This is a genomic window from Burkholderia sp. JPY481 (assembly GCF_038900515.1).
GTDB lineage: Bacteria > Pseudomonadota > Gammaproteobacteria > Burkholderiales > Burkholderiaceae > Paraburkholderia > Paraburkholderia youngii.
In genome coordinates this window covers 160,689-181,097 of record NZ_JAYMRT010000011.1, presented here as the reverse complement: position 1 = coordinate 181,097, position 20,409 = coordinate 160,689, and the positions used below count along the sequence as shown (strand labels likewise).

Below are 20,409 nucleotides of genomic sequence, written 5' to 3'. Positions count from 1 at the left end.
GGCTCCTTATTGCTCGGCGCGCAGCATCCGCCGCAGGTGATAGACGATGTACACGAGCATGATGCCGAACAGCACCACCGCGATCGCCGCCGAATAGCCGATGCGGTAATACTTGATTGCCTGGTCGTACATGAAATAGGCGAGCACCGTCGAGCTTTCGAACGGACCGCCGCCCGTCATCACCGAAATCAGATCGAAGCTGCGCAGCGCGCCGATGATCGTCACGACGATCGCCATGAACGTGGTGGGCCGCAACTGCGGCAGGATCACGTGCCACAGCATCGACCAGCCCTGCGCGCCTTCCATTCGCGCGGCTTCGATCTGCTCGGCGTTCAACGTGGTCAAGCCGGTCAGATAAAGAATCATGCAGTACGCGGTTTGCGGCCACAGTGCGGCGAACACGATGCCGAACGTCGCGTAGCGCGGATCGCCGAGCACCGGTACGCCGTGGCCGAGCATCATCGCGAGCAGGCCGAAGGTCGGATCGTAGAACCATGAAAAGATCAGTCCGACCACGACGCCCGACAACACGAACGGCGCGAAAAATAGCGACTTGACGATCCGGATGCCGGCCACCGCCTGGTTCAGATACAGCGCGACGGCGAGCCCCATTGGCGGTGCGAGCAGGAACAGCACGAGCCAGATCAGGTTGTTCCTCAGCGCCGTATAGAACGTCGGCGTATGGACCAGCTCGATATAGTTCGCGAGGCCGATGAAGGTCGGCTCGGTCATCCCGTCCCAGTTGAAGAAGCTCAGGCGGATCGTCGAGAGAATCGGCCACACCACGTACACGGCCACCATGAAGCAGGCCGGCGCGAGAAACAGGAACGCGGCGCGCCGCTGCCGCCGCGCGGTCGGCGTCGGGCCGCGCCGGCGCGACGCGACTGGTGCGCCGCCCAGCGCACCGCCCGGTGCCGGCAAGCTCGGCCCACCGGGTTCAACAGAACCGTCGACGCTATGACGGCTGACGGAATGCGACACGATCAATCTCCCGATCCGATCTGATACAACGCGATGCATCGGACAGCGGCCTTGCGGCCGCCGCCGCTCACTTCTTGTAGATACGCTGACGCGTCTGCTCGAGCTGCGCGAGGATGTCGTCGAGTTTCGACGGATCGGAGACGAACTGCTGCATCCCCTTCATCCCTTCGTCGGCCATTTCCTTTGTCATGTCACGATCGTAGAACTGCGCAATACCGCCCTTCGTATTCGACAGGATCTGGAAGCCGATCTTCGAAATCGGATCTTCCGGCTCCGGCGACTTGCTGTTCGCCGACAACGAGCCGAGTCCCTTTGCGAGTTGCGCGCCGATTTCGGGCGTCTCGACGAATGCAAGGAACGTGTGCGCATCGGCCTTGTTCTTCGCTTTCGACGGAATATGCAACGATTCGACTGGTCCATCCTCGGCGGTCGGCACCTTGGAGTCGATGATCGGGAACTGGAAGTACCCCATTTGCGGCTTCACGTTGTCCGGGAAACCCGCCGCAATGAACGTCCCCATCAGCATCATGGCGGCCTTGCCCTGGAACAGGAACGGCTGCACCGAATCGAGATCGTAGGAGAGTGAATTGTTGATGAAGTAGCCGTCGTCGATCAGCTGCTTCCACGTCGTATAGACCTTCTTCACGCGCGGATCGGTGTACGGAATCTCGCCGGCCATCAGCTTCTGATGAAACGCATTGCCGTTCAGACGCAGATCGAGGTAATCGAACCAGCCGGCCAGCGTCCACGCATCGCGGCCCGCCACTGCGATCGGCGTAATGCCGGCAGCCTTCAGCTTTTTCGCGGCGTCGAGAAACTCGTCCCAAGTTTTCGGCTCGCCCTTGATGCCGGCCTTGTCGAACAGGTCCTTGCGATAGAACATCCCCCACGAGTAGTACACGGTCGGCGCGGCATACTGCTTGCCCTTGTACGACGATGCTTCCTTCGTCGACGCATACATGTCGTTCCAGCCGTTCTTCTGCCAGTCGCCGGTCAGATCCTCGAACAGGCCGCGCTGCGCGTAATACGCCATACGCTCGCCGTCGTGCCAGTTGACGATATCGGGCGCGACAGTCGAAAGCCAACCCGGCAACTGGACCTTGTAAGCCTCTTCGTCGATGAACGACACCTTCACGTCGATGCCGGGATGCGCCTTCTTGAACTCGTCGACCACCTGCTGCCACACCGCGCGCTGGCTCGCGCCCTTGAACGCGATGTTCATCGCGAGCGTGCTCGCCTGAGCGGTGCTGACGACCGTGGTCCCCGCGGCAACCGCGGCCAGCGCGAGCGCCACCAGAATCTTGCGTGGTTTCAGTTTCATCCTGACTGTCTCCTTCATTCCATGGTTTTTACGTCGTTGTCGCTTCTGTTTCGAATGACTGCGTGGAATTGCCTGGGCCAGACTTCAATTACGAGCGGTAGACCGCTACCCCTTGCGGCGCCACCTCCCGGGAGCCGATCACGAATGCGTCGTCGGAAATATCGTCGAGCGTGTGGGTTCGATCGCCATAGTTGAACACATAGGTCAGTGCGCCGCGACGGCTGAAGCGCACGCTGTCGCCGAGCGCCTGGGTTTCGAGGCCCGCTTCCTGCGCGATCCGCGCGAACAGGCGCACGGTCAACGCGTCGTCGAACAGGCTCGCGAGGTAGTGGAACGCGCCGCTTCGCACGTACGCGGGATGACCGTCCGCGAAACGCGCGCGCACGTCGAATGAGGATGATGCATCGCTGTCGATGAAATCGCGCCAGTGTCGCGCGAAGCCATCGGCCGTACTGCCCTGCTGGTCCAGCACCACCGCTTCGGTCACGTTCGGCCGCATCGATTCGACGCGCCATACGCGCAGCGGCAACACCGACGTCAATGCGCCCGGCGGCAGATTCGATGGAATCCGCAGGTCGCGCGTCTTCGAGCCGGTGCGTGGGCCGAGCACGACTTGCGCGCCCGAGCGTGCGAGACGTTCGGCGAAATCGTCGGGCACGACCGGCAGCGGCGGCACGACGACGAGGCTATAGCCATCGAACGATGCATCGGCCGGCACGACATCGACGTCGAACCCGAGCGCGCGCAAAGCCGAGTAGTACTCGAACGCGAAGCGCGGATAGTGAAAATCCGCGCCCTGCGGATGAATCTCGAACAGCCACTTCGCTTCGTAGTCGTAGACAAGCGCGACTTTCGAGCGGATCGACGCATTCGCATCGGCAGTCGCGGCGAGCACCGTCTGGATTTCCGACGCCACCTGCGAGGCTTCATTGCCGCCGACGTCGAGCCGGTTATCGGGCGTATTGAGCCCCGCATGCATCTGCTCCTGCGCGAACGGCGCCTGCCGCCAGCGGAAATACGACACGCAGCCCGCGCCGTGCGCGAAAGCTTCCCAGCTCCACAGCCGCACCATGCCCGGCAGCGGCGCCGGATTCCACTGCGCCCAGTTCACCGGTCCCGGCTGCTGCTCCATCACCCACAGCGGCAGCTTCGACATGCCGCGATACACGTCGTGATTGAACGACGCGAAATCCGGATGACCGGTGCGCAACCAGCGCGCCTTGATCTCCGGCGCGAACCACTGCTCTTCGAGCGCGCCGAGCGGATAGCTGTCCCACGTCGCGACGTCGAGATCGGCCGCGACCTTGTAGTGATCGAACTCGGTGAAAAGCTGCATGAAGTTGTGCGCGACCGGCCGCCCCGGCGAATGCGAGCGAATGATCTCGACCTGCATGCGGTTGTAGCGCGCCACTTCGTCGGATGCGAAGCGCCGGTAGTCGAGCCGATGCGAAGGATGCGCCTCGGTCACGGTGCCGACCGGTGCGTCGATTTCCTCGAAGCTGCGGTACTCCATGCTCCAGAACACCGTGCCCCATGCTTCGTTCAACGCCTGGATCGTGCGATAACGCGCCTTCAGCCACTCGCGAAAGCGCGTGACCGCGGCCGGCGAATAGCTGACCACCGTGTAATGACAGCCGAATTCGTTATCGGTCTGCCAGAAAGCGACCGCCGGATGCTTGCCGTAGCGCTCGGCCACCGCCGTGCAGATACGGCGCGACGCGTCGAAATACACGGGTGACGAGAAGTCGTAATGACGCCGCGAGCCAAACGCGCGTGGGCGTCCATCGGCGCCGACCGGCAGGATATCCGGATGACGATCGATCAGCCACTTCGGCGGCGTCGCCGTCGGCGTACACATGACGACCTTCAGGCCAGCCGCGCCGAGCACGTCGACGGCGCGATCGAGCCAGCCCCAATCGTATTCGCCGGGCGCCGGCTCGATCCGGCTCCACGCGAATTCGGCAATTCGCACCTGCTCGATGCCGAGCGCTTTCATCCGGCGCGCGTCGTCTTTCCACATCGACTCGGGCCAGTGCTCCGGGTAATAACAGACTCCTAAACGCATCCCTGTGTCCCCAATGTTCTTCAAGCGTAGTGTTCGACGGATTCGAGCGACGCGGCCGCGAAGCCGTCCTCGGTAAACAGATGAGAGGCGGTACGCGGCACCCGCAGGTTCGCGCGATCGCCCGGAGCGAGGCGCGTGTTGCCCGGCGCCTTGGCGATCAGCACGGCCCCGCCGGGTTGATCGAGGTGCACGTAGCTGTGTTCGCCAAGCTGCTCGACGAGCGATACGGTGCGCGCGAGCACGCCGTCTTGCGACGCGGCCGATGCATCGACGAACTCCAGATGCTCGGGACGCACGCCAAGCGTGACCGGCTGCGCTGACTGCAAGCCCGCGCTGCTGACCGGCACGCGCACGTTCTCGCCGGTGTGATCGAGCGTGACGAGCACGCCTTGCGCATCGAGCGAGGCCACCCTGCCCGGCAGGAAATTCATTCGCGGGGAGCCGATAAAGCCGGCCACGAAGCGGCTTTTCGGGCGGTGATACAACTCGAGCGGCGCGCCGATCTGCGCGATGCTGCCGTAGCGCTCGGTGTCTTTGCCCGAATGCAGCAGCACGATCTTGTCGGCGAGCGTCATCGCTTCGATCTGATCGTGCGTCACGTAGACCACGCTCGCCTTCGCGAACTGCTTATGCAGGCGTGCGATCTCGACGCGCGTTTGTCCGCGCAAGGTTGCATCGAGATTGGACAGCGGTTCGTCGAACAGAAACACGCCGGGCTCGCGCACGATCGCGCGGCCGATCGCGACGCGCTGCCGCTGCCCGCCCGACAGCGCCTTCGGCTTGCGTTCGAGCAGTGCCTCGAGTTGCAGGATGCGCGCAGCTTCACGCACCTTGCGCTCGATTTCATCCTTCGGGGTCTTCGCTAGTTTCAGGCCGAACGCCATGTTCTCGAACACGCTCATGTGCGGAAACAGCGCATAGCTCTGGAACACCATCGCGACGCCGCGTTGCGCGGCCGGCACGTCGTTGACGATCTTCCCGCCGATCGACAGGTCGCCGTCGGTTACATCCTCCAGTCCGGCGATCATGCGCAGCAGCGTGGACTTGCCGCAGCCCGACGGGCCGAGAAACACGCAGAACTCGTTTTCGCCGATGTCCAGATCGACGTTGCGAATCACTGGCGCACCGTCGCCATACGCCTTCTGCACGCCTCGTAACGAAATGCTCGCCATTGCATCGACTCCGTGATTTAATCGGCGCGAAGTCGGAGATTAAGCGCTTAATCAGCGCGACCGAAAAATCGATCGCAAGGCGATCGTTGGGTCTGTCTCCGATATCGTTTTGTACTTGGTTCGAGGGCAGATGTTGCCGCGCCTCGCGGCGCGATGCAAATGCCGGACAGCCATCCCAAATACTGACCTTACCATGCCTACACTCAGCGAAGTCGCGCGTCATGCCGGCGTTACGCCAGCCACGGTGTCCAACGTGCTGCGCAATCGCGGCCGCGTCGGCGAAACGACCCGGCAACGCGTGCTCGATGCAGTCGCGACGCTCGGCTATCGCCCGCATCTTGCCGCCCGCGCGCTTGCCGAAGGCCGCGCGCCGACGCTTGCGCTGATGGTGTCGAGCATCGCGAATCCGTTCTATCCGGAGTTCGCGCTCGCGGTCGAACGCGCCGCGCGCGCGAGCGGCCACTTCGTGATCATCTGCAATACGAACGAGGATCCGCTGACTGGCCGCGCGTATCTCGACCAGATCGCCGGCACCTTGTCCGAAGGTGTGCTCGTGACCAACGCGAACCTCGATTTCGCCGATCTGCACAAGACCGAAGCGCGCGGCACGCCGGTCGTGCTGTGCATGTGGGAGCGGCCCAGCGAGCCGCCCGGGTTGCCGTGCGTCGCGGTCGATTTCCGGCTGGCCGGCAAACTGGCCGCCGAGCACCTGCTCGAACTCGGGCATCGGCGCATTGGTGCGATCGTCGGCAGCAAGGCCTCGGGTATTCACGCGACGCGCTACGAAGGTTTCGTCGACGCATTGCGCGCAGCCGGCGTGACGAAGAACCGCGTGCGGCACGGCCTCGACACGATCCACGGCGGCTACATTGCGGCGCGCGCGCTGCTCGAAGCCGATCCGCAACTAAGCGCGATCTTCGTGACCAACGACCTGCCCGCGCTCGGCGCAATGCACGCGGCGGCGGACCTCGGCCTGCGCGTGCCGCACGATCTGTCGGTGATCGGCATCACCGACATCCAGCTCGCGCGCGAGTCGCGTCCCGCGCTGACGACGGTGGCGGTACCGACGGTCGAGGTCGCAGGACTTGCAGTGGAACTGCTGCGCGAACTGATCGAGACGTCGTACGGACAAGCCGGACGCGCCGTCGGGGATGTGCCGGTGCACGTGCCGATGCGGATTTCGTCCGAGCCCAAACTGGTCGTGCGCGCATCGACGGCCGCGCCCCGCTCGCGTTGATGTGGCAGTAGCCGCCGCGACGCAACGTTGCGGCCGACGAGGTTCGGCCATCAACTCGCGTGACGCGGCACGCGCGCACCGACCGCCAACGCAATGCAGGCCAATACCGCGGACACCGCCGCGAACGCGACGTTCGCCCACAAATGCCCGACCCGGGTCGACAGCAGCGCTATGCCGACCGCCGGCAACGAGTTGCCGGTGTAACAGCACAGCAGATACGCCGATAGCAATTCGGCGCGTTGGTCCGCGGGCGCGATCCGGTTGACCTCCTGCAGACTGCCGCGAAACCCGAGCGCGGCTGCGATGCCACACAACGCCGTCGCCGCGCTCAGCACTACGATCGACGCGGCGACCTGCGCCCACAGCAGCAACGCCAGACTCGGCGGCAACAGCCACAGACCGGCGAACATCGCGGTGCGGGCGGCGAGTTTCGAGGTGACCATTACCGTGATCGTGCTCGCGGCGAACAGTTCGGCGACGAGCGCCCCGCTCAGCGCGGGACTGTGCAGATGCATGCTGTTCGCGATCAGATTGGGCAACAGCGCCGCGAAAAAGCCGAGCAGCGCGAAGGTCGCGAATGCGGTGACGGCAGGCACGACGAATGCCACGCGCAATCGCGCGGGTACGCCGATGCGTGGCGCGAACGACACCTGTGCAAACGTCCGGGCACGCTCCTGCACGGTTTCGCATGCGAGCGCCGCCAACGCCGCGGTGACCAGAAGCGCCAACAGATAAACAACGAACACCGTGTGCAACGGCCAGGGCGCGAATTGCGCGAGCAGTCCGGTCAGCAGCGGCCCGACTCCGAGCCCGGCCAGATTGACCGCCGCGGCAAGACGGCTGGCGGGCGCCTTATCGGCGCCGGCGTGCAATTCCGCGATCCACGCGGTCGCCGTGGCGGCACCCACGCCGATCGCAAGTCCGCTTGCCGCTCGGGCGACGAACAGCCACGTCGCATGCGTGGCGAATAGAAAGCACATCGTGCTCACGATCGCGGCTGCCAGCACCAGCAGAGTGACCGATCGACGGCCGGCCTGGTCGGATACGCGGCCGAATAAAAACAACGCGCCGAGATTGCCGATCACGTAGGTCGCGTACACGAGCGTGATCGTCAGCTCGGATAAGCCGAACCGGCGTTGATAGAGCGGATAAAGCGGCGTGACCATCGTGCTGCCCGCGTACAGAACGCCGATCACGAGCGCGGCGGCGATCAACGATTCGCGGGAGCCGAGTCGTCGCTGCCACCAATGCGAAGGCATGGGTCTCTCCGACAGGTTCACGTCCTGTCGACGCGAGCAAGTGCTGTTCCGCCGCGACCTCGCCTCTCGATTCAGCGAACACCGAAAAAGCGCCTTACGCGCCGCGAAAAGTGTTTAAAGGCCATCGTTCAGGCTTCAAATAGCTTTCAGTCGATCCAGGACTTTCCCGAAGCCCAGACGCGCTACTCCGCACCGCAACACTCGCTCAAAGCCTTACCACGCAAGGCTCACAGCCTGCACGCGGTGCGCCGCGCGGCAATTTTCCGCTTTCGCATCTCCTTGACGATCGGCTGCGCGCCTGCTGTACTAAATCAACCAAAGTGATTTAGGCGATCTCCTTCGGATCACATCGAATCGAAGCGTCATCGCCGAACGTCGAGCCCGCAGCTTTGCAGTTTCGATCTATCAGCAGTCTCACACGTCGTTGCCAATAACCGGAGGAGCGTCTCATGAATCTGAATCCCCACAGGCGTCCTGTCGCCAGGACAATCGTGTCGATGTGCGCCGCCGCAGCAGCGCTATGGTGCGCGAGCGCGAGTCAGGCCGCCGACCAGCCCGTCATCGGCCTGATCACGAAAACCGATACGAACCCGTTCTTCGTCAAGATGCGCCAGGGCGCGGACGCGGCCGCGTCGAAAGACGGCGCCAGACTGATCACGGCCGCCGGCAAGTTCGACGGCGACAACGCGAGCCAGGTCACCGCGATCGAAAACATGATGACGGCCGGCGCGAAAGCGATCCTGATCACGCCGAGCGACACCAAGGCGATCGTGCCGAGCATCAAGAAAGCGCGCGCGGCCGGCGTGATGGTCGTCGCGCTCGATACGCCGACCGACCCGCAGGACGCGACCGACGCCCTCTTCGCGACCGACAACTTCAAGGCAGGCGTGCTGATCGGCAAATATGCGAAGGCCGCGCTGAACGGCAAGCCCGCGAAGATCGCGACGCTCGACCTCGCGCCGGGCGTGTCGGTCGGCGTGCTGCGTCACAATGGCTTCCTCGAAGGCTTCGGCGTCAAGGAAGGCGATGCGTCGATCGTCTGCAGCCAGGACACGCGCGGCGATCAGGCGAAAGGCCAGACCGCGATGGAAAACTGCCTGCAGAAGGCACCCGATATCAACGTGGTCTACACGATCAACGAACCGGCCGCGGCCGGCGCGTATCGCGCGCTGAAGGCAGCGGGCAAGGACAAGGGCGTGATGATCGTGTCGATCGACGGCGGTTGCGAAGGCGTGCGCAACGTGAAGGCCGGCGCGATCGCGGCGACCTCGCAGCAGTATCCGCTGAAGATGGCCTCGCTCGGCGTCACCGCCGGCGTCGATTACGCGAAGACCGGCAAGAAAGTCTCCGGGTATCAGGACACCGGCGTCACGCTGATCACCGATAAACCGATGTCCGGTGTCGATAGCAAGGACACGAAGTTCGGCCTCGAGAACTGCTGGGGCAAGTAACACGCATGCACAGCGGCCCGTTGCGCGTCGTAGCGGGCCGCCATCTGATTCGCCGCGTGACCTTCAGGTCACGCTCATGTACCGAGGACTGCCATCATGTCGACCCCTTCCGCGCCCGCCGGCCGCCCGCGCCCGTCTTTCTCCGAGCACCTGCCGTCGCTGTCCGAAATCGGACCGCTGATCGCGCTGGTGCTGGCCTGCGGGTTCTTTATTTCGCAGAGCAGCCGCTTTCTATCGTTTCAGAACCTGTCGCTGATCCTGCAACAGACGATGGTCGTCGCGGTCATCGCGATCGGCCAGACGCTGATCGTGCTGACCGGTGGCATCGACCTGTCCTGCGGCATGGTGATGGCCTTCGGCTCGATCATCATGACCAAGTTCGCGGTCGTGCTCGGCGTGCCGCCCATTCTCGCCATCCTGTGCGGGATCGGCGCCAGCACATTGTTCGGCTTACTGAACGGTCTGTTGATCACGCGCATCAAGTTGCCGGCGTTCATCGTCACGCTCGGTACGCTGAACATCGCGTTTGCGCTCACGCAGATCTACTCGAACGCGGAAAGCGTGTCGAACCTGCCCGACGCGATCATGTTCTTCGGCAGCACGTTCAGGCTCGGACCGGCGGAAGTCACGTACGGCACCGTGCTGACGCTGCTGATGTATCTGGCCACGTGGTTCGTGCTGCGCGACACGGTGCCCGGCCGGCATCTGTACGCGCTCGGCAACAACGCCGAGGCCGCGCGGCTGATGGGCCTGTCGTCGCAGCGGATTCTGCTGATCGTCTACACGCTCGCCGGCGCGATTTATGGCATCGCCGCGCTGCTGTCGGTAGCGCGCACCGGCGTCGGCGATCCGCAGGCCGGGCAAACCGAGAACCTCGACAGCATCACCGCGGTCGTGCTCGGCGGCACGAGTCTGTTCGGCGGACGCGGGTCGATCGTCGGCACCTTGCTCGGAGCGCTGATCGTCGGCGTGTTCCGTAACGGCCTGACGCTGATCGGCGTGTCCTCGGTCTACCAGGTCTTGATCACCGGCATCCTCGTGATTCTCGCGGTCGCCGCCGATAAACTCTCGCACCGCGGCCGTTGATCCCGCACAGGAGCCTTGTCATGCTGACCTCCACCTCCCCTTCCACGTCCGCTGCGATGCCGGTTCTGCAAGCACGCGGGCTCGTCAAACGTTATGGCAACGTGACCGCGCTCGACGGTTGCGATTTCGAAGTGCTGCCCGGCGAGATCCTCGCGGTGATCGGCGACAACGGCGCCGGCAAATCGTCGCTGATCAAGGCGCTTTCCGGTGCGACGGTGCCCGACGAAGGCGAGATTCTGCTCGACGGCAAACCAGTCAAGTTCCGCAGTCCGCTCGATGCACGCGCGCAAGGCATCGAGACCGTGTACCAGGAACTCGCGGTCGCGCCGGCGATGAGCATCGCCGAAAATCTGTTTCTCGCCCGCGAATTGCTGAAGCCAGGCTGGCGCGGCTCGCTGTTCAAGATGATCGACAAGCGCCGCATGCTCGACGAAGCGACCGCGGCCATGAAAGATCTGCAAATCGGCATCCGCTCGATGCGCCAGGCGGTCGAAACGCTGTCCGGCGGCCAGCGCCAGGGCGTCGCGGTGGCACGCAGCGCGGCGTTCGCGCGCCACGTCGTGATTCTCGACGAGCCCACCGCCGCGCTCGGCGTGAAGGAAGGCAACATGGTGCTGGAACTGATCCGGCGCGTGCGCGATCGTGGTTTGCCGGTGATCCTGATCAGCCACAACATGCCGCACGTGTTCGAGATCGCCGACCGCATCCATATTCAGCGGCTCGGCCGGCGCGCGGCGCTCGTCAATACGAAGGACGTGCACATGTCGGAAGCGGTCGCGATCATGACCGGCGCGAAGGAAGCCGACGTGAAGGCAATCGCGTGACGCGCCGCTCAACCCGCTGAGCCACGAGGCCGATACACGACGATGGATACCTCCAGCCCGCGTTCGCCGGTCAAACGCACGGTCGGCTCGAATCAGGTCGGCATGCGGCAATTCAACGAGCGGATCGTGCTGCAAACGATCCGCTTGCATGGCCCCCTGCCGAAGGCCGAGGTCGGCCGGCTCACGCGTCTTTCGATGCAGACGGTGTCGATGATCGCCGATCGGTTGATCGCCGACGGCCTGCTCGAAAAACAGGCGCGCGTGCGCGGCAAGATCGGCCAGCCGTCGGTGCCGATCGCGTTGTGCGCGGACGGCGCGTACACGATCGGCATCAAGGTCGGACGCCGCAGTCTCGACGTGCTCGCGATGGACTTCGCCGGGCGCATCGTGTGCCGCGACGTGTTCGAGTATGCGTATCCCGACCCGCGAACGCTGTTCCCCGCGCTCGAGAGCAAACTCGCGCGCGTGAACCAGACGCTCGGTGCGAAGGCCGGCAAAGTGGTCGGCGTCGGCGTCGCGGCGCCGTTGTGGCTCGGCGGCTGGCGTGACTTTCTCGGCGCGCCGCCCGGCGCGCTCGAAGCCTGGAACGACATCGATCTGCGCGCACGCATCGCGGCGATAACCGGCCTGCCCGTCGAGTTCGCCAAAGACACCACGGCCGCGTGCGCGGCCGAACTCGTGATGGGCCAGGGCCGCGGCATCCACAACTTCCTGTATCTGTTCGTCGGCACGTTCATCGGCGGCGGACTCGTGATCGACGGCCGTCTGCATGGCGGTCCGCACGACAACGCGGGCGCGGTCGGTTCGATCCCGCTGCGCGAAGGCAGCGCACGCAAACCCGCGCGGCAGTTGCTGCACGCGGCATCGGGCTTCGTGCTCGAACAACTGTTCAGCGACGCGGGCGCGCCGGCCGCCGCGGCGCACGATCATCGCGCACTGTCGCCCGAGTTGTGGCGGCATACCGAGCAATGGCTCGATAGCGCGTGCCCGGCGATCGCAAACGCGCTAACCAACGCGGCCGCGCTGCTCGATCTCGAAGCCGTCGTGATCGACGGCGAGTTCGACCGGCTATTGCTGCGCGAGATCATTCGACGCACCGAGCGCGTGCTCGATCGCTTCGAATGGGAAGGGATGGTGCGGCCGCAATTGCTGGAAGGCGCGATCGGCGCCGACGCCCGCGCGATGGGCGGTGCGATTCTGCCGCTATATGCGCATTTCGCACCGGTCCATGAGCTGTTTCTGAAGCCCGCGGCATCGGAGGCGGGTTTTGATGAGCGGTAAGCGGTTCAGTGCGCGGCAACCTTCGTCGCTGCTGGCGTAGATTCCGCCGGCACCGCCGTCACGGTTTTCTGAACCGGCTTATCGAGCAACGGCTGCAACGCCGGTGCCATCGACTTCAGCAACTGCACCGCCAGCGCACTCGTGAAGTCGTAACGTGCGGCATAGGGCTCGTGCACCCACGCGGTCAGCGTGCCGTAGAAGCGGTCGCCGAGCGCGAACACGAAGGTCGCGCTGCGATTCACCTTGCGCGACTCGATCAAGCGCGCGCCCTTTGCATACACGTTCAAGCGCTGATCGCCGGTGCCGGTCTTGCCATAGACTTCGAGCGTTTCGCCGTTCGGGAACGTCATGCCTTGCGCGAGGCGCCTCGCGGTACCGCCCGTCACGACATCACGCAACAGCATCCGCACCTCGCTCGCGATCTCCGGCGACACCTGCTGCTGCGGCGCGACCACCGCGCGCCTGAAATGCGTTTCGTACGGCGTATCCTTCGCGAAGTCGATTTGCGTCAGCGTTTCGGTCGGCACCTTGTTGCCGCCGTTCGCGATCACGCCGATCAGTTGCGCGAGCGCCGCCGGACGATCGCCCGACGCGCCGATCGCCGCCGCATACGACGGCGTCAGCGACGCGAACGGATAGCCGAGCGCCTGCCACGATTTGCCGATCGCGTCGAACGCGCGCAGTTCGACCATGCGCTTGATGCGGCGATCCTGAGTTGCGTGATAGCGCGTCTTGAAGAGCCACGAGTAAGTGGACAGGCGCACGTCCTGGCTCGCGGTTTCGATCTGCGCGAGCGTCGCATCGGGATGCTTGCGCAGATAATTCAGCGTCCACAGTTCGAGCGGATGCACGCTGGAGATATACCCGCGGTCGTTCAGGTTGAAACGGTTGATGCCGTACTTGTCGTACAGATTCGCGAGGTCTTCGTCGTCGAGCATCGAAGCCGACGGCGTGTTCTTCAGCGCCGCGTACATCATCTTGTTGAACCACGCGTTCGACTGATCCGGCGCGACGCTGCGCAAAGCGGTCGCCACTTTCGGCGGCGATTTGCGCACGCCGAGCAGCAACAGCGTGATCTGCTGATCGGGCGTCTTGCCGTGGTACTTCGTGTAGAAACGCTTCATGTACACGCGGCTTTCCTGATCGGCGAAACGCGTCAGATACATCTTGCGGGTCGCCGTGTCGCCGAGCCATTCCGACGACGGCCCGGTGGTCTGCACCATTTCATAGTGAACGATATCGCGCATCAGACGCACGAACACGAGGTTCACCGAATGCTGGAACGCACGATGCACGGTCAGGATGCGGCTGTTGTCGTCGGACTCGAAGTTCGTGAAGGTCTGCGCGCCACCGCCCGTATAGAACGTTTCGCCGGGGCTCGCCGAGTATTTACGCTCGACGGCGGCGTCGAGCATCGGCCGCAGCGAATGGTCGCGCGCGTGCAGCAGATAGTCGATCGCCCAGCGCGTCAGCCGATCGTTCGGATCGGGCGTGATCGCTTTCAGCTCGACATTGCTCAGCGAGGCGTAGCGGGTGTGCAGATCGGTGACGATCTGCAGATACGTGATGACGGTGCGTAGTTTTGCGGTCGAGCCGAGGTTCAGGCGCGCGCCCGAATTGATGTCGAACGGCTGGTTCACGCTATCGGTCTGCACGCGCACGAGGTTCGCATCGCCGTGCCGCTCGAACAGTGTGAAGCTGTAGGCGATATGCGACGGGTCGTCCGACCCGCGCAGCATTTCGTAGCCGACGAGACCCGCGGCCTTCGCGCCGTCTTTGGTCGCGGCGGCGGCGAGGCGCTCGGCAACGGCCTGTTGCACGTCGTTGTTCAGCGTGCCTGTCGCCTGCACGTCGAGGCGGTCCAGTTCATAGAAACTGCGCACGCCGAGCGCGGCGAGCAGATGCGAGCGCATCGACGTCACGGCCTTGCGCGATACGAACGAGCCGAGATCCGGTGTGGTGCGCGGTGCGCGATGCAGTTCGACGTGCGCCGCGAGCGCCGCGTCGCGCAACTGCGCGGTGATCACGCCGCCACTCGCGAGCAGCCGCAGATAGCTGTCGGTCAGCCGTTCGAGTTCCGGATAGCCGCGCTGCAGGAAAAACGACGGCGCGCGCTGCGCGATCATCAGCGACAGCACTTCGCGAAACGCCAAGCCCTGGTCGGGCAGATTCGCGTCGGTCGACGGCGCCTTCAGCAGACGGTTGGTCTCGCGGAAATCGCGCCCATACCAGGCGGCGAGACCATCGCCGATCCCGTTGATTTCGCCGACGCCGGGCTGCGCGGCGAGCGGCACCGAGTTCAGATAGTGCACGACGATCTGTTCGCGCGCGGGCAGCGTTTGCGGTCCGTTCAGATAGGCGCGCACCGACGCCGACGCGATTTGCCGCAGCTTTTCTGGCGGCGTCGCGGTGCGGCCGCCCGCCGAATGACGGAATTTCTCGATCTGCGTCGCGAGCGTGCTGCCGCCCGGCGTCTGTTGATGACGATTGAAAACGCGTGCGCCCTGGTCGGCGAGCGCGCGGCTGAAGCGCCCCCAGTCGATCGCAGGATTGCGGTTCGGCTGATTCGGATCGAGCAGATAGCGGTCTTCGATGAACAGCAGCGAGTTCACGACGAGCGGCGGAATCGCGTCGAAGCTGTCGTACACGCGGCCCGGAAACTGAGCGCTGTAGAGCGGCACGCCAGTGCCGTCGAACAATTGCAGACCCGCCGTGTCTTTTTCGTCGTAAGGCAGGAACAGGCCGTCATCGGCCAGCGACAGCATGCGTTCTGAATCGCGCGCCTGCGAGCTGATTTCGAAGCCATGCTGCAACAGGCGCTGCTGAATGGCAGGCAACAGCGCGTAGCCGAGGCGCGCGTCGTACGGGCCTTTATCGGCTTGCGGAAAGCGGATGGAATGACTGGGACCGTCGGCGACCGAAAAACCGACGTCGCGGGTCAGCTCGGAAAGGTAGCGCGCCTGCAGCCGCGAGGTCTCGATCTCGATCTGCACGAGCCGCGCAATCAGCGCCATCGCGAGCAGGAAAAACGCTGCGAGGCCCCATTTGAGCCAACGCCAACCCCGCACGGTCACGGTGCTGGTCGCGCGAAGCGGAAACCGAAGCGGTGGCCGATTCATGGCTGCTCTCCCCGAGCGATGGCCAGGATGTCCAGCCTGGCTCAGTTCATATAAACCAGTGTAGCTCGGAACGAGAAACCGTCATCGGCTCAGATTGACGCGACAGTGTCGCGGCTACAACACCCGCTGGCGTCGAATGACAAAACGCGAACCGGCATGAGATATTGAAGGTCTTTCACACGAATACCAAACCGCCTTTTCGGGCGGTTTTGCCGTTCCTGGCGGCCGTCGCCGAAAGAAAGTCGCTTTTTGGCTGGCATTCTTACCGGCAACCACACGGGCGGCTGAGTGATCCGGTTGCGCCGCGGCTAAGTTCGCGTTTTCGTCTGCGCCCGTTGTATCTGCGCGCGCAACAGCGCGATGAACCGTTCCGCCGGCGGCGACAGCACGCCGCCCTTGCGCGTGACGATGCCGAAAGTCTGCGATGGCGATTTGAGCCTGACCGGCACGACGCGCAGCATCTTGTGCCGCACGAACGGCCCGGCAATCGCGCTCGGCAGCAGCGAAACGAGTTCGGCGCTGCTTTGCAGCAGCGCCACTGTCACGAAAGTGGAAGCCGTCGAAATCGGATTGTCGGGCATGTCGAGGCCGGCGAGATCCATCTCGCGTTCAAGCAGCGCATGCAGCGGCATATGTGACGGATACATGACCCAGCGATGCCCGGCGAGATCGCTCAACGTCATCTCGCGACGCGGCAACGGCGCATGCTGATACCCGACCACCACCGCCAACGGCTCGTCGCCGAGCGGGCGATACTGGTACTTCGACGGATCGGCCGCGACCGCCGCGCGGCCGACCACCAGATCGAGCCTGCCGTCGTCGAGCTGCGCGAGCATCCGCGCGCTGGTGTCCTCGACCACTTCGATCGACAGACCCGGTTGCGCCGCATGCAACTGGTTCAGCGCGGGCACTACGCAGTCGGGAATCGCGCCCATGATCGCGCCAAGCGCGAGCCGCCCGCCACGCCCCGAACGTATTTCGGCGACGTCCTGACAGAGCGCGGTGAGGTCCGACGTCACGACCCGCGCATAGCGGATCACGCAATGGCCGAGCTGGTTCGGAATCATGCCGCTTTTCGAGCGCTCGAAAAGCGGCGCGTCGAGCATCGATTCGAGCTCCTGCAGCGCCTTGCTCGCCGCCGATTGCGTCATGGACATTGCGCCGGCCGCCTTGTGCAGCGATTTGTGATCGTCGAGCGCGATCAGCAGATGCAGCTGCTTCATGCGCAGCTTCGACAGCAGGACGTTGAGCGTGTCTTTCATCGGGCAGGTGAGTCGCAAAAGCGATCACGATATGGAAACAATTCAATATACCTGCGAGGCCCGGCGCCGTATAGTCGCCGCAGGAGACATTCATCCAGTTGCGCCGCTCGTTTGCGGGCTCGAGCGCAATCCTTCCATCCCAACACGGACCACATCGCCATGAGCCAAGCGTCACACTCCCCCGCCCTGCGCGGCGTCTTCCCCGTCGTACCGACGATCTTCGACGACGCCGGCCGCCTCGACCTCGAAGGCCAGAAGCGCTGCCTCGATTTCATGATCGATGCCGGCTCGAACGGCCTGTGCATTCTCGCGAACTTCTCCGAGCAGTTCGCGCTGTCCGACGACGAGCGCAGCACACTGATGCATGTCGCGCTCGAACACGTCGCGGGCCGTGTGCCGGTGATCGTCACGACCACGCACTTCAGCTCGTACCAGTGCGCGGAGCGCAGCCGCGCCGCGCAGGCCGCGGGCGCCGCGATGGTGATGGTGATGCCGCCGTATCACGGCGCGACGATCCGCATCGGCGAGCGCGGCATCCACGAGTTCTATCGCACGGTGTCCGATGCGATCCAGATTCCGATCATGATCCAGGATGCGCCGGTCAGCGGCACGCCGCTGTCCGCGCCGTTCCTCGCCCGCATGGCGCGCGAGATCGACAACGTGTCGTACTTCAAGATCGAAACGCCGCAGGCCGCCAACAAGCTGCGCGAGCTGATCGAACTGGGCGGCGACGCGATCGTCGGTCCGTGGGACGGCGAGGAAGCAATCACGCTGATGGCCGATCTCGATGCTGGCGCGACCGGCTCGATGACGGGCGGCGGTTATGCCGATGGCATCCGCCTGATCGTCGATGCCTATGCGGCCGGCGATACCGAGGCCGCCGCCGCGCACTATCAGCAGTGGCTGCCGCTGATCAACTACGAGAACCGCCAGGGCGGCCTCGCATCGTGCAAGGCGCTGATGAAGGAAGGCGGCGTGATCGGTTCGGACGCGGTGCGTCATCCGCTGCCGCAGATGCATCCGGCGACGCGCGAAGGGCTGTTGAAGATCGCGCGCCGGCTCGATCCGCTGGTGTTGCGCTGGGGTCGATAACACGCGTTGAAATGCAGCGGGGCGCCCGCCGACGTGCGGGCTTGCGCGGGCTGGACGGCGACACGCGATTGCCGCTAACCTAGGGCGTGTCCACGCGCTCGCGCCCCATGCAAAGTTTCTACGAAGCCACCGTCACTCGCTCCTCCGCCTATGCGCCGCTCAACGGTCGACGCAGTGCGCACGTCTGCATCATCGGCGGCGGACTCGCGGGACTCTCCACCGCGTTGGGACTCGCCGAGCGCGGCGTCGAAGACGTCGTCGTACTCGAAGCGCAGCAGGTCGGCTACGGCGCATCGGGACGCAATGGCGGCTTCGTGTTCGGCGGCTATAGCCTCGATTGCGCCGACCTGCTGAAGACGCTTGGGCCCGCACGCGCGCGCGAACTCTACGCGCTGACCACCGACGCGGTCGAGCTGATGCGCAAGCGCATTGCGCGCTACCGGATCGATTGCGATGCAACCGATGCCGGCGTGATCCTCGCAAACTGGTTCGACGAACCGGCACGTCTCGAAGCGCAACGGCGTCTGATGCGCGATTCGTTCGGTGTCGACTGGGAACCGATCCCTGCCGACCAACTCGCCGCGCAACTGAAAACGAGCCGCTATCACGGCGGACTGTTCGAGCGCAACGCGTTCCATTTTCATCCGCTCAAATACGTCCTCGGCGTCGCCGCGGCGGCCGCGCAAGCGGGCGTGACGATCCACGAGCGCTCGCCGGTCGTCGGCTTGCGGCGCGACGGCGCGGGCTTCGTCGTCGAGACTCAGCAAGGTGCGCTCGACGCCCGTCATGTCGTGATGGCGGGCGGCGGCTATGCGCGCAACGTGTACGCGCGCGTCGAGCGCGCGGTGCTGCCGATCGCCACCTACGTGATGGCGACCGAGCCGCTCGGCGAACGCTTGCACGATGCGATCGCGACGCGCGCCGCGGTCTACGACACCCGCTTCGCATTCGACTACTACCGGCCGCTGCCCGACACGCGCATCCTGTGGGGCGGCCGCATCTCGGTGCGTGATCGCGAGCCCGAGGCAATCGCGCGTCTGTTGCGGCAGGACTTGCTGAAGGTCTATCCGCAGCTGCGCGACGTACGCATCGAGCATGCGTGGGGCGGACTGATGAGCTACGCGCGGCACAAGATGCCGCAGATCGGCCAGAGCACGGATGGCGTCTGGTACGCGGTCGGTTTCGGCGGACACGGCATGGCGCCGACCACGGTGTCGGGCGAACTGCTGGCGGCGGCGATCTCCGGTGAACGGCCGGTGCCCGATGCATTCGCGAGCTTCGGCCTCACGCGCACGTACGGCGCGCTCGGTCTCGCGGCCGCGCAGCTCACGTACACCGCGATGCAAACACGCGACGCCCTCGCCGCGCGCCGCCGGCCCGCGCGACCGGTCGCGTAAGCGCCACCCGGGCTCCTTCGAAATACCTGCACCGATGCCCGAGACCCGCGCCAGAGGCCCATTTCGCCATGCTAGAATGCGCCGTCACTGCCGCTCGAAACCACAATGAAAAAGGGAAGCAAGGCCGCCGAGCCTGATACCAACGGCATCGTGTCCGGCGCACCACACGCCGACGCGCGACGTACCGACACCAAGCGAGCCGACGCCCGGCGTGTTGAAGGCCGGCGTGCGGACGCCCCACGCAAATACGATCCCGAGCAGACGAAGCGCAACATCCTCGACGTCGCGACCCAGGAGTTCTCCGCGATGGGACTGACGGGCGCGCGCGTCGATGCGATCGCGGAGCGCACGAACACCACCAAGCGCATGCTGTACTACTACTTCGGCAGCAAGGAAGGGTTGTACCAGGCGGTGCTGGAAAAGGTGTATGGAGACATTCGCGCGCTCGAACAGGATCTGCACATCAGCGAACTCGATCCGGTCGAAGGCATGCGCGCGCTGGTCGAATTCACGTTCGACTACCACGACCGGCAACGCGACTTCGTGCGCCTCGTGACCATCGAAAACATTCACGGCGCGAAGTACGTCGAGCAGGTCAAGACGTTCAAAGGACGCAACGTCACCGTGATTCACACGATCGAAGATCTGCTCGCGCGCGGCATCGCGGCCGGCCAGTTCCGCAGCGACATCGATCCGATCGATCTGCATCTGATGATCAGCTCGCTGTGCTTTCATCGCGTGGGCAACCGGCATACGTTCGGCACCGCGTTCGGGCGCGATCCGTCGCATCCTCGATTGCGCGCGCGGCATCGGGCGATGATCGTCGATGCGATCTTGCGGTTCGTGAAGAAGGACGACTGAC

The 20,409-nt window shown here is 64.5% G+C and carries 15 protein-coding genes; 8 read left to right on the top strand and 7 right to left on the bottom strand.

Annotation, left to right across the window (positions count from 1 at the left end):
• Positions 1-6 precede the first annotated feature (6 nt).
• From VSR82_RS25025 to VSR82_RS25010, 4 genes are all read right to left on the bottom strand, one after another.
• Entirely contained in the window at positions 7-981 is a 975-nt protein-coding gene (locus VSR82_RS25025) for a carbohydrate ABC transporter permease (protein ID WP_368582369.1), read from the bottom strand.
• 67 nt (positions 982-1,048) lie between these two features.
• Positions 1,049-2,302: an ABC transporter substrate-binding protein gene (locus tag VSR82_RS25020; RefSeq protein WP_368582368.1), complete on the bottom strand. Its 1,254-nt coding sequence runs from the start codon at positions 2,300-2,302 to the stop codon at positions 1,049-1,051.
• Positions 2,303-2,390: 88 nt separating this feature from the next.
• Complete coding sequence (locus tag VSR82_RS25015; RefSeq protein WP_429455784.1) at positions 2,391-4,367, bottom strand: beta-galactosidase; 1,977 nt, start codon at positions 4,365-4,367, stop codon at positions 2,391-2,393.
• 20 nt (positions 4,368-4,387) lie between these two features.
• Positions 4,388-5,539 (bottom strand): ABC transporter ATP-binding protein, encoded by a 1,152-nt coding sequence (locus VSR82_RS25010; protein WP_410849451.1) that lies wholly within the window; start codon positions 5,537-5,539, stop codon positions 4,388-4,390.
• Between the two features lie 193 nt (positions 5,540-5,732).
• Between VSR82_RS25010 and VSR82_RS25005 the strand changes: the two genes are divergently transcribed.
• Positions 5,733-6,776 carry a LacI family DNA-binding transcriptional regulator gene (locus VSR82_RS25005; protein ID WP_498858139.1) on the top strand — a complete coding sequence of 348 codons (1,044 nt, stop codon included), beginning with the start codon at positions 5,733-5,735 and terminating at the stop codon, positions 6,774-6,776.
• A 50-nt stretch (positions 6,777-6,826) separates the two neighbouring features.
• Here the strand turns inward: VSR82_RS25005 and VSR82_RS25000 are convergent, their stop codons facing one another.
• The gene (locus VSR82_RS25000; RefSeq protein WP_429455786.1) at positions 6,827-8,035 is read right to left on the bottom strand and encodes an MFS transporter; all 1,209 of its coding nucleotides are present in this window, start codon (positions 8,033-8,035) and stop codon (positions 6,827-6,829) included.
• A 449-nt stretch (positions 8,036-8,484) separates the two neighbouring features.
• Here VSR82_RS25000 and VSR82_RS24995 point away from each other — a divergent pair, with 449 nt between their 5' ends.
• The 4 genes from VSR82_RS24995 to VSR82_RS24980 all read left to right on the top strand — a co-directional run bounded on the left by VSR82_RS24995 (position 8,485) and on the right by VSR82_RS24980 (position 12,677).
• Complete coding sequence (locus tag VSR82_RS24995) at positions 8,485-9,486, top strand: sugar ABC transporter substrate-binding protein (RefSeq protein ID WP_429455787.1); 1,002 nt, start codon at positions 8,485-8,487, stop codon at positions 9,484-9,486.
• A gap of 96 nt (positions 9,487-9,582) precedes the next feature.
• Positions 9,583-10,572, top strand: coding sequence for an ABC transporter permease (locus tag VSR82_RS24990; RefSeq protein WP_368582362.1), 990 nt, complete (start codon positions 9,583-9,585; stop codon positions 10,570-10,572).
• A 20-nt stretch (positions 10,573-10,592) separates the two neighbouring features.
• A complete protein-coding gene (locus VSR82_RS24985) occupies positions 10,593-11,396 on the top strand; it encodes an ATP-binding cassette domain-containing protein (RefSeq protein WP_368582361.1) in 804 nt (267 codons plus the stop codon).
• Between the two features lie 42 nt (positions 11,397-11,438).
• A complete protein-coding gene (locus tag VSR82_RS24980) occupies positions 11,439-12,677 on the top strand; it encodes an ROK family transcriptional regulator (protein ID WP_429455788.1) in 1,239 nt (412 codons plus the stop codon).
• Between the two features lie 5 nt (positions 12,678-12,682).
• On the opposite strand, the gene VSR82_RS24975 is transcribed toward VSR82_RS24980, so the two are convergent.
• Entirely contained in the window at positions 12,683-15,796 is a 3,114-nt protein-coding gene (locus VSR82_RS24975; protein ID WP_498858138.1) for a transglycosylase domain-containing protein, read from the bottom strand.
• A 308-nt stretch (positions 15,797-16,104) separates the two neighbouring features.
• Positions 16,105-17,058 carry a LysR family transcriptional regulator gene (locus VSR82_RS24970; protein WP_498858137.1) on the bottom strand — a complete coding sequence of 318 codons (954 nt, stop codon included), beginning with the start codon at positions 17,056-17,058 and terminating at the stop codon, positions 16,105-16,107.
• A gap of 159 nt (positions 17,059-17,217) precedes the next feature.
• On the opposite strand from VSR82_RS24970, the gene VSR82_RS24965 reads away from it, so the two are divergent.
• The 3 genes from VSR82_RS24965 (at position 17,218) to VSR82_RS24955 (ending at position 20,408) form a co-directional block, all read left to right on the top strand.
• Positions 17,218-18,150 carry a dihydrodipicolinate synthase family protein gene (locus VSR82_RS24965; protein WP_429455789.1) on the top strand — a complete coding sequence of 311 codons (933 nt, stop codon included), beginning with the start codon at positions 17,218-17,220 and terminating at the stop codon, positions 18,148-18,150.
• A gap of 107 nt (positions 18,151-18,257) precedes the next feature.
• Positions 18,258-19,547 (top strand): NAD(P)/FAD-dependent oxidoreductase, encoded by a 1,290-nt coding sequence (locus VSR82_RS24960; RefSeq protein ID WP_429455790.1) that lies wholly within the window; start codon positions 18,258-18,260, stop codon positions 19,545-19,547.
• 105 nt (positions 19,548-19,652) lie between these two features.
• Positions 19,653-20,408: a TetR/AcrR family transcriptional regulator gene (locus VSR82_RS24955; protein WP_368582355.1), complete on the top strand. Its 756-nt coding sequence runs from the start codon at positions 19,653-19,655 to the stop codon at positions 20,406-20,408.
• Position 20,409 lies beyond the last annotated feature (1 nt).

What these genes read in the sequence shown, in the direction of transcription:
- VSR82_RS24970 (WP_498858137.1), bottom strand. Translation starts at nt 17,058, where the DNA reads ATGAAAGACACGCTCAACGTCCTGCTGTCGAAGCTGCGCATGAAGCAG.
- VSR82_RS25010 (WP_410849451.1), bottom strand. Translation starts at nt 5,539, where the DNA reads ATGGCGAGCATTTCGTTACGAGGCGTGCAGAAGGCGTATGGCGACGGT.
- VSR82_RS24960 (WP_429455790.1), top strand. Translation starts at nt 18,258, where the DNA reads ATGCAAAGTTTCTACGAAGCCACCGTCACTCGCTCCTCCGCCTATGCG.
- VSR82_RS25000 (WP_429455786.1), bottom strand. Translation starts at nt 8,035, where the DNA reads ATGCCTTCGCATTGGTGGCAGCGACGACTCGGCTCCCGCGAATCGTTG.
- VSR82_RS24985 (WP_368582361.1), top strand. Translation starts at nt 10,593, where the DNA reads ATGCTGACCTCCACCTCCCCTTCCACGTCCGCTGCGATGCCGGTTCTG.
- VSR82_RS24995 (WP_429455787.1), top strand. Translation starts at nt 8,485, where the DNA reads ATGAATCTGAATCCCCACAGGCGTCCTGTCGCCAGGACAATCGTGTCG.
- VSR82_RS24955 (WP_368582355.1), top strand. Translation starts at nt 19,653, where the DNA reads ATGAAAAAGGGAAGCAAGGCCGCCGAGCCTGATACCAACGGCATCGTG.
- VSR82_RS24990 (WP_368582362.1), top strand. Translation starts at nt 9,583, where the DNA reads ATGTCGACCCCTTCCGCGCCCGCCGGCCGCCCGCGCCCGTCTTTCTCC.
- VSR82_RS24975 (WP_498858138.1), bottom strand. Translation starts at nt 15,796, where the DNA reads ATGAATCGGCCACCGCTTCGGTTTCCGCTTCGCGCGACCAGCACCGTG.
- VSR82_RS24980 (WP_429455788.1), top strand. Translation starts at nt 11,439, where the DNA reads ATGGATACCTCCAGCCCGCGTTCGCCGGTCAAACGCACGGTCGGCTCG.
- VSR82_RS25005 (WP_498858139.1), top strand. Translation starts at nt 5,733, where the DNA reads ATGCCTACACTCAGCGAAGTCGCGCGTCATGCCGGCGTTACGCCAGCC.
- VSR82_RS25015 (WP_429455784.1), bottom strand. Translation starts at nt 4,367, where the DNA reads ATGCGTTTAGGAGTCTGTTATTACCCGGAGCACTGGCCCGAGTCGATG.
- VSR82_RS24965 (WP_429455789.1), top strand. Translation starts at nt 17,218, where the DNA reads ATGAGCCAAGCGTCACACTCCCCCGCCCTGCGCGGCGTCTTCCCCGTC.
- VSR82_RS25020 (WP_368582368.1), bottom strand. Translation starts at nt 2,302, where the DNA reads ATGAAACTGAAACCACGCAAGATTCTGGTGGCGCTCGCGCTGGCCGCG.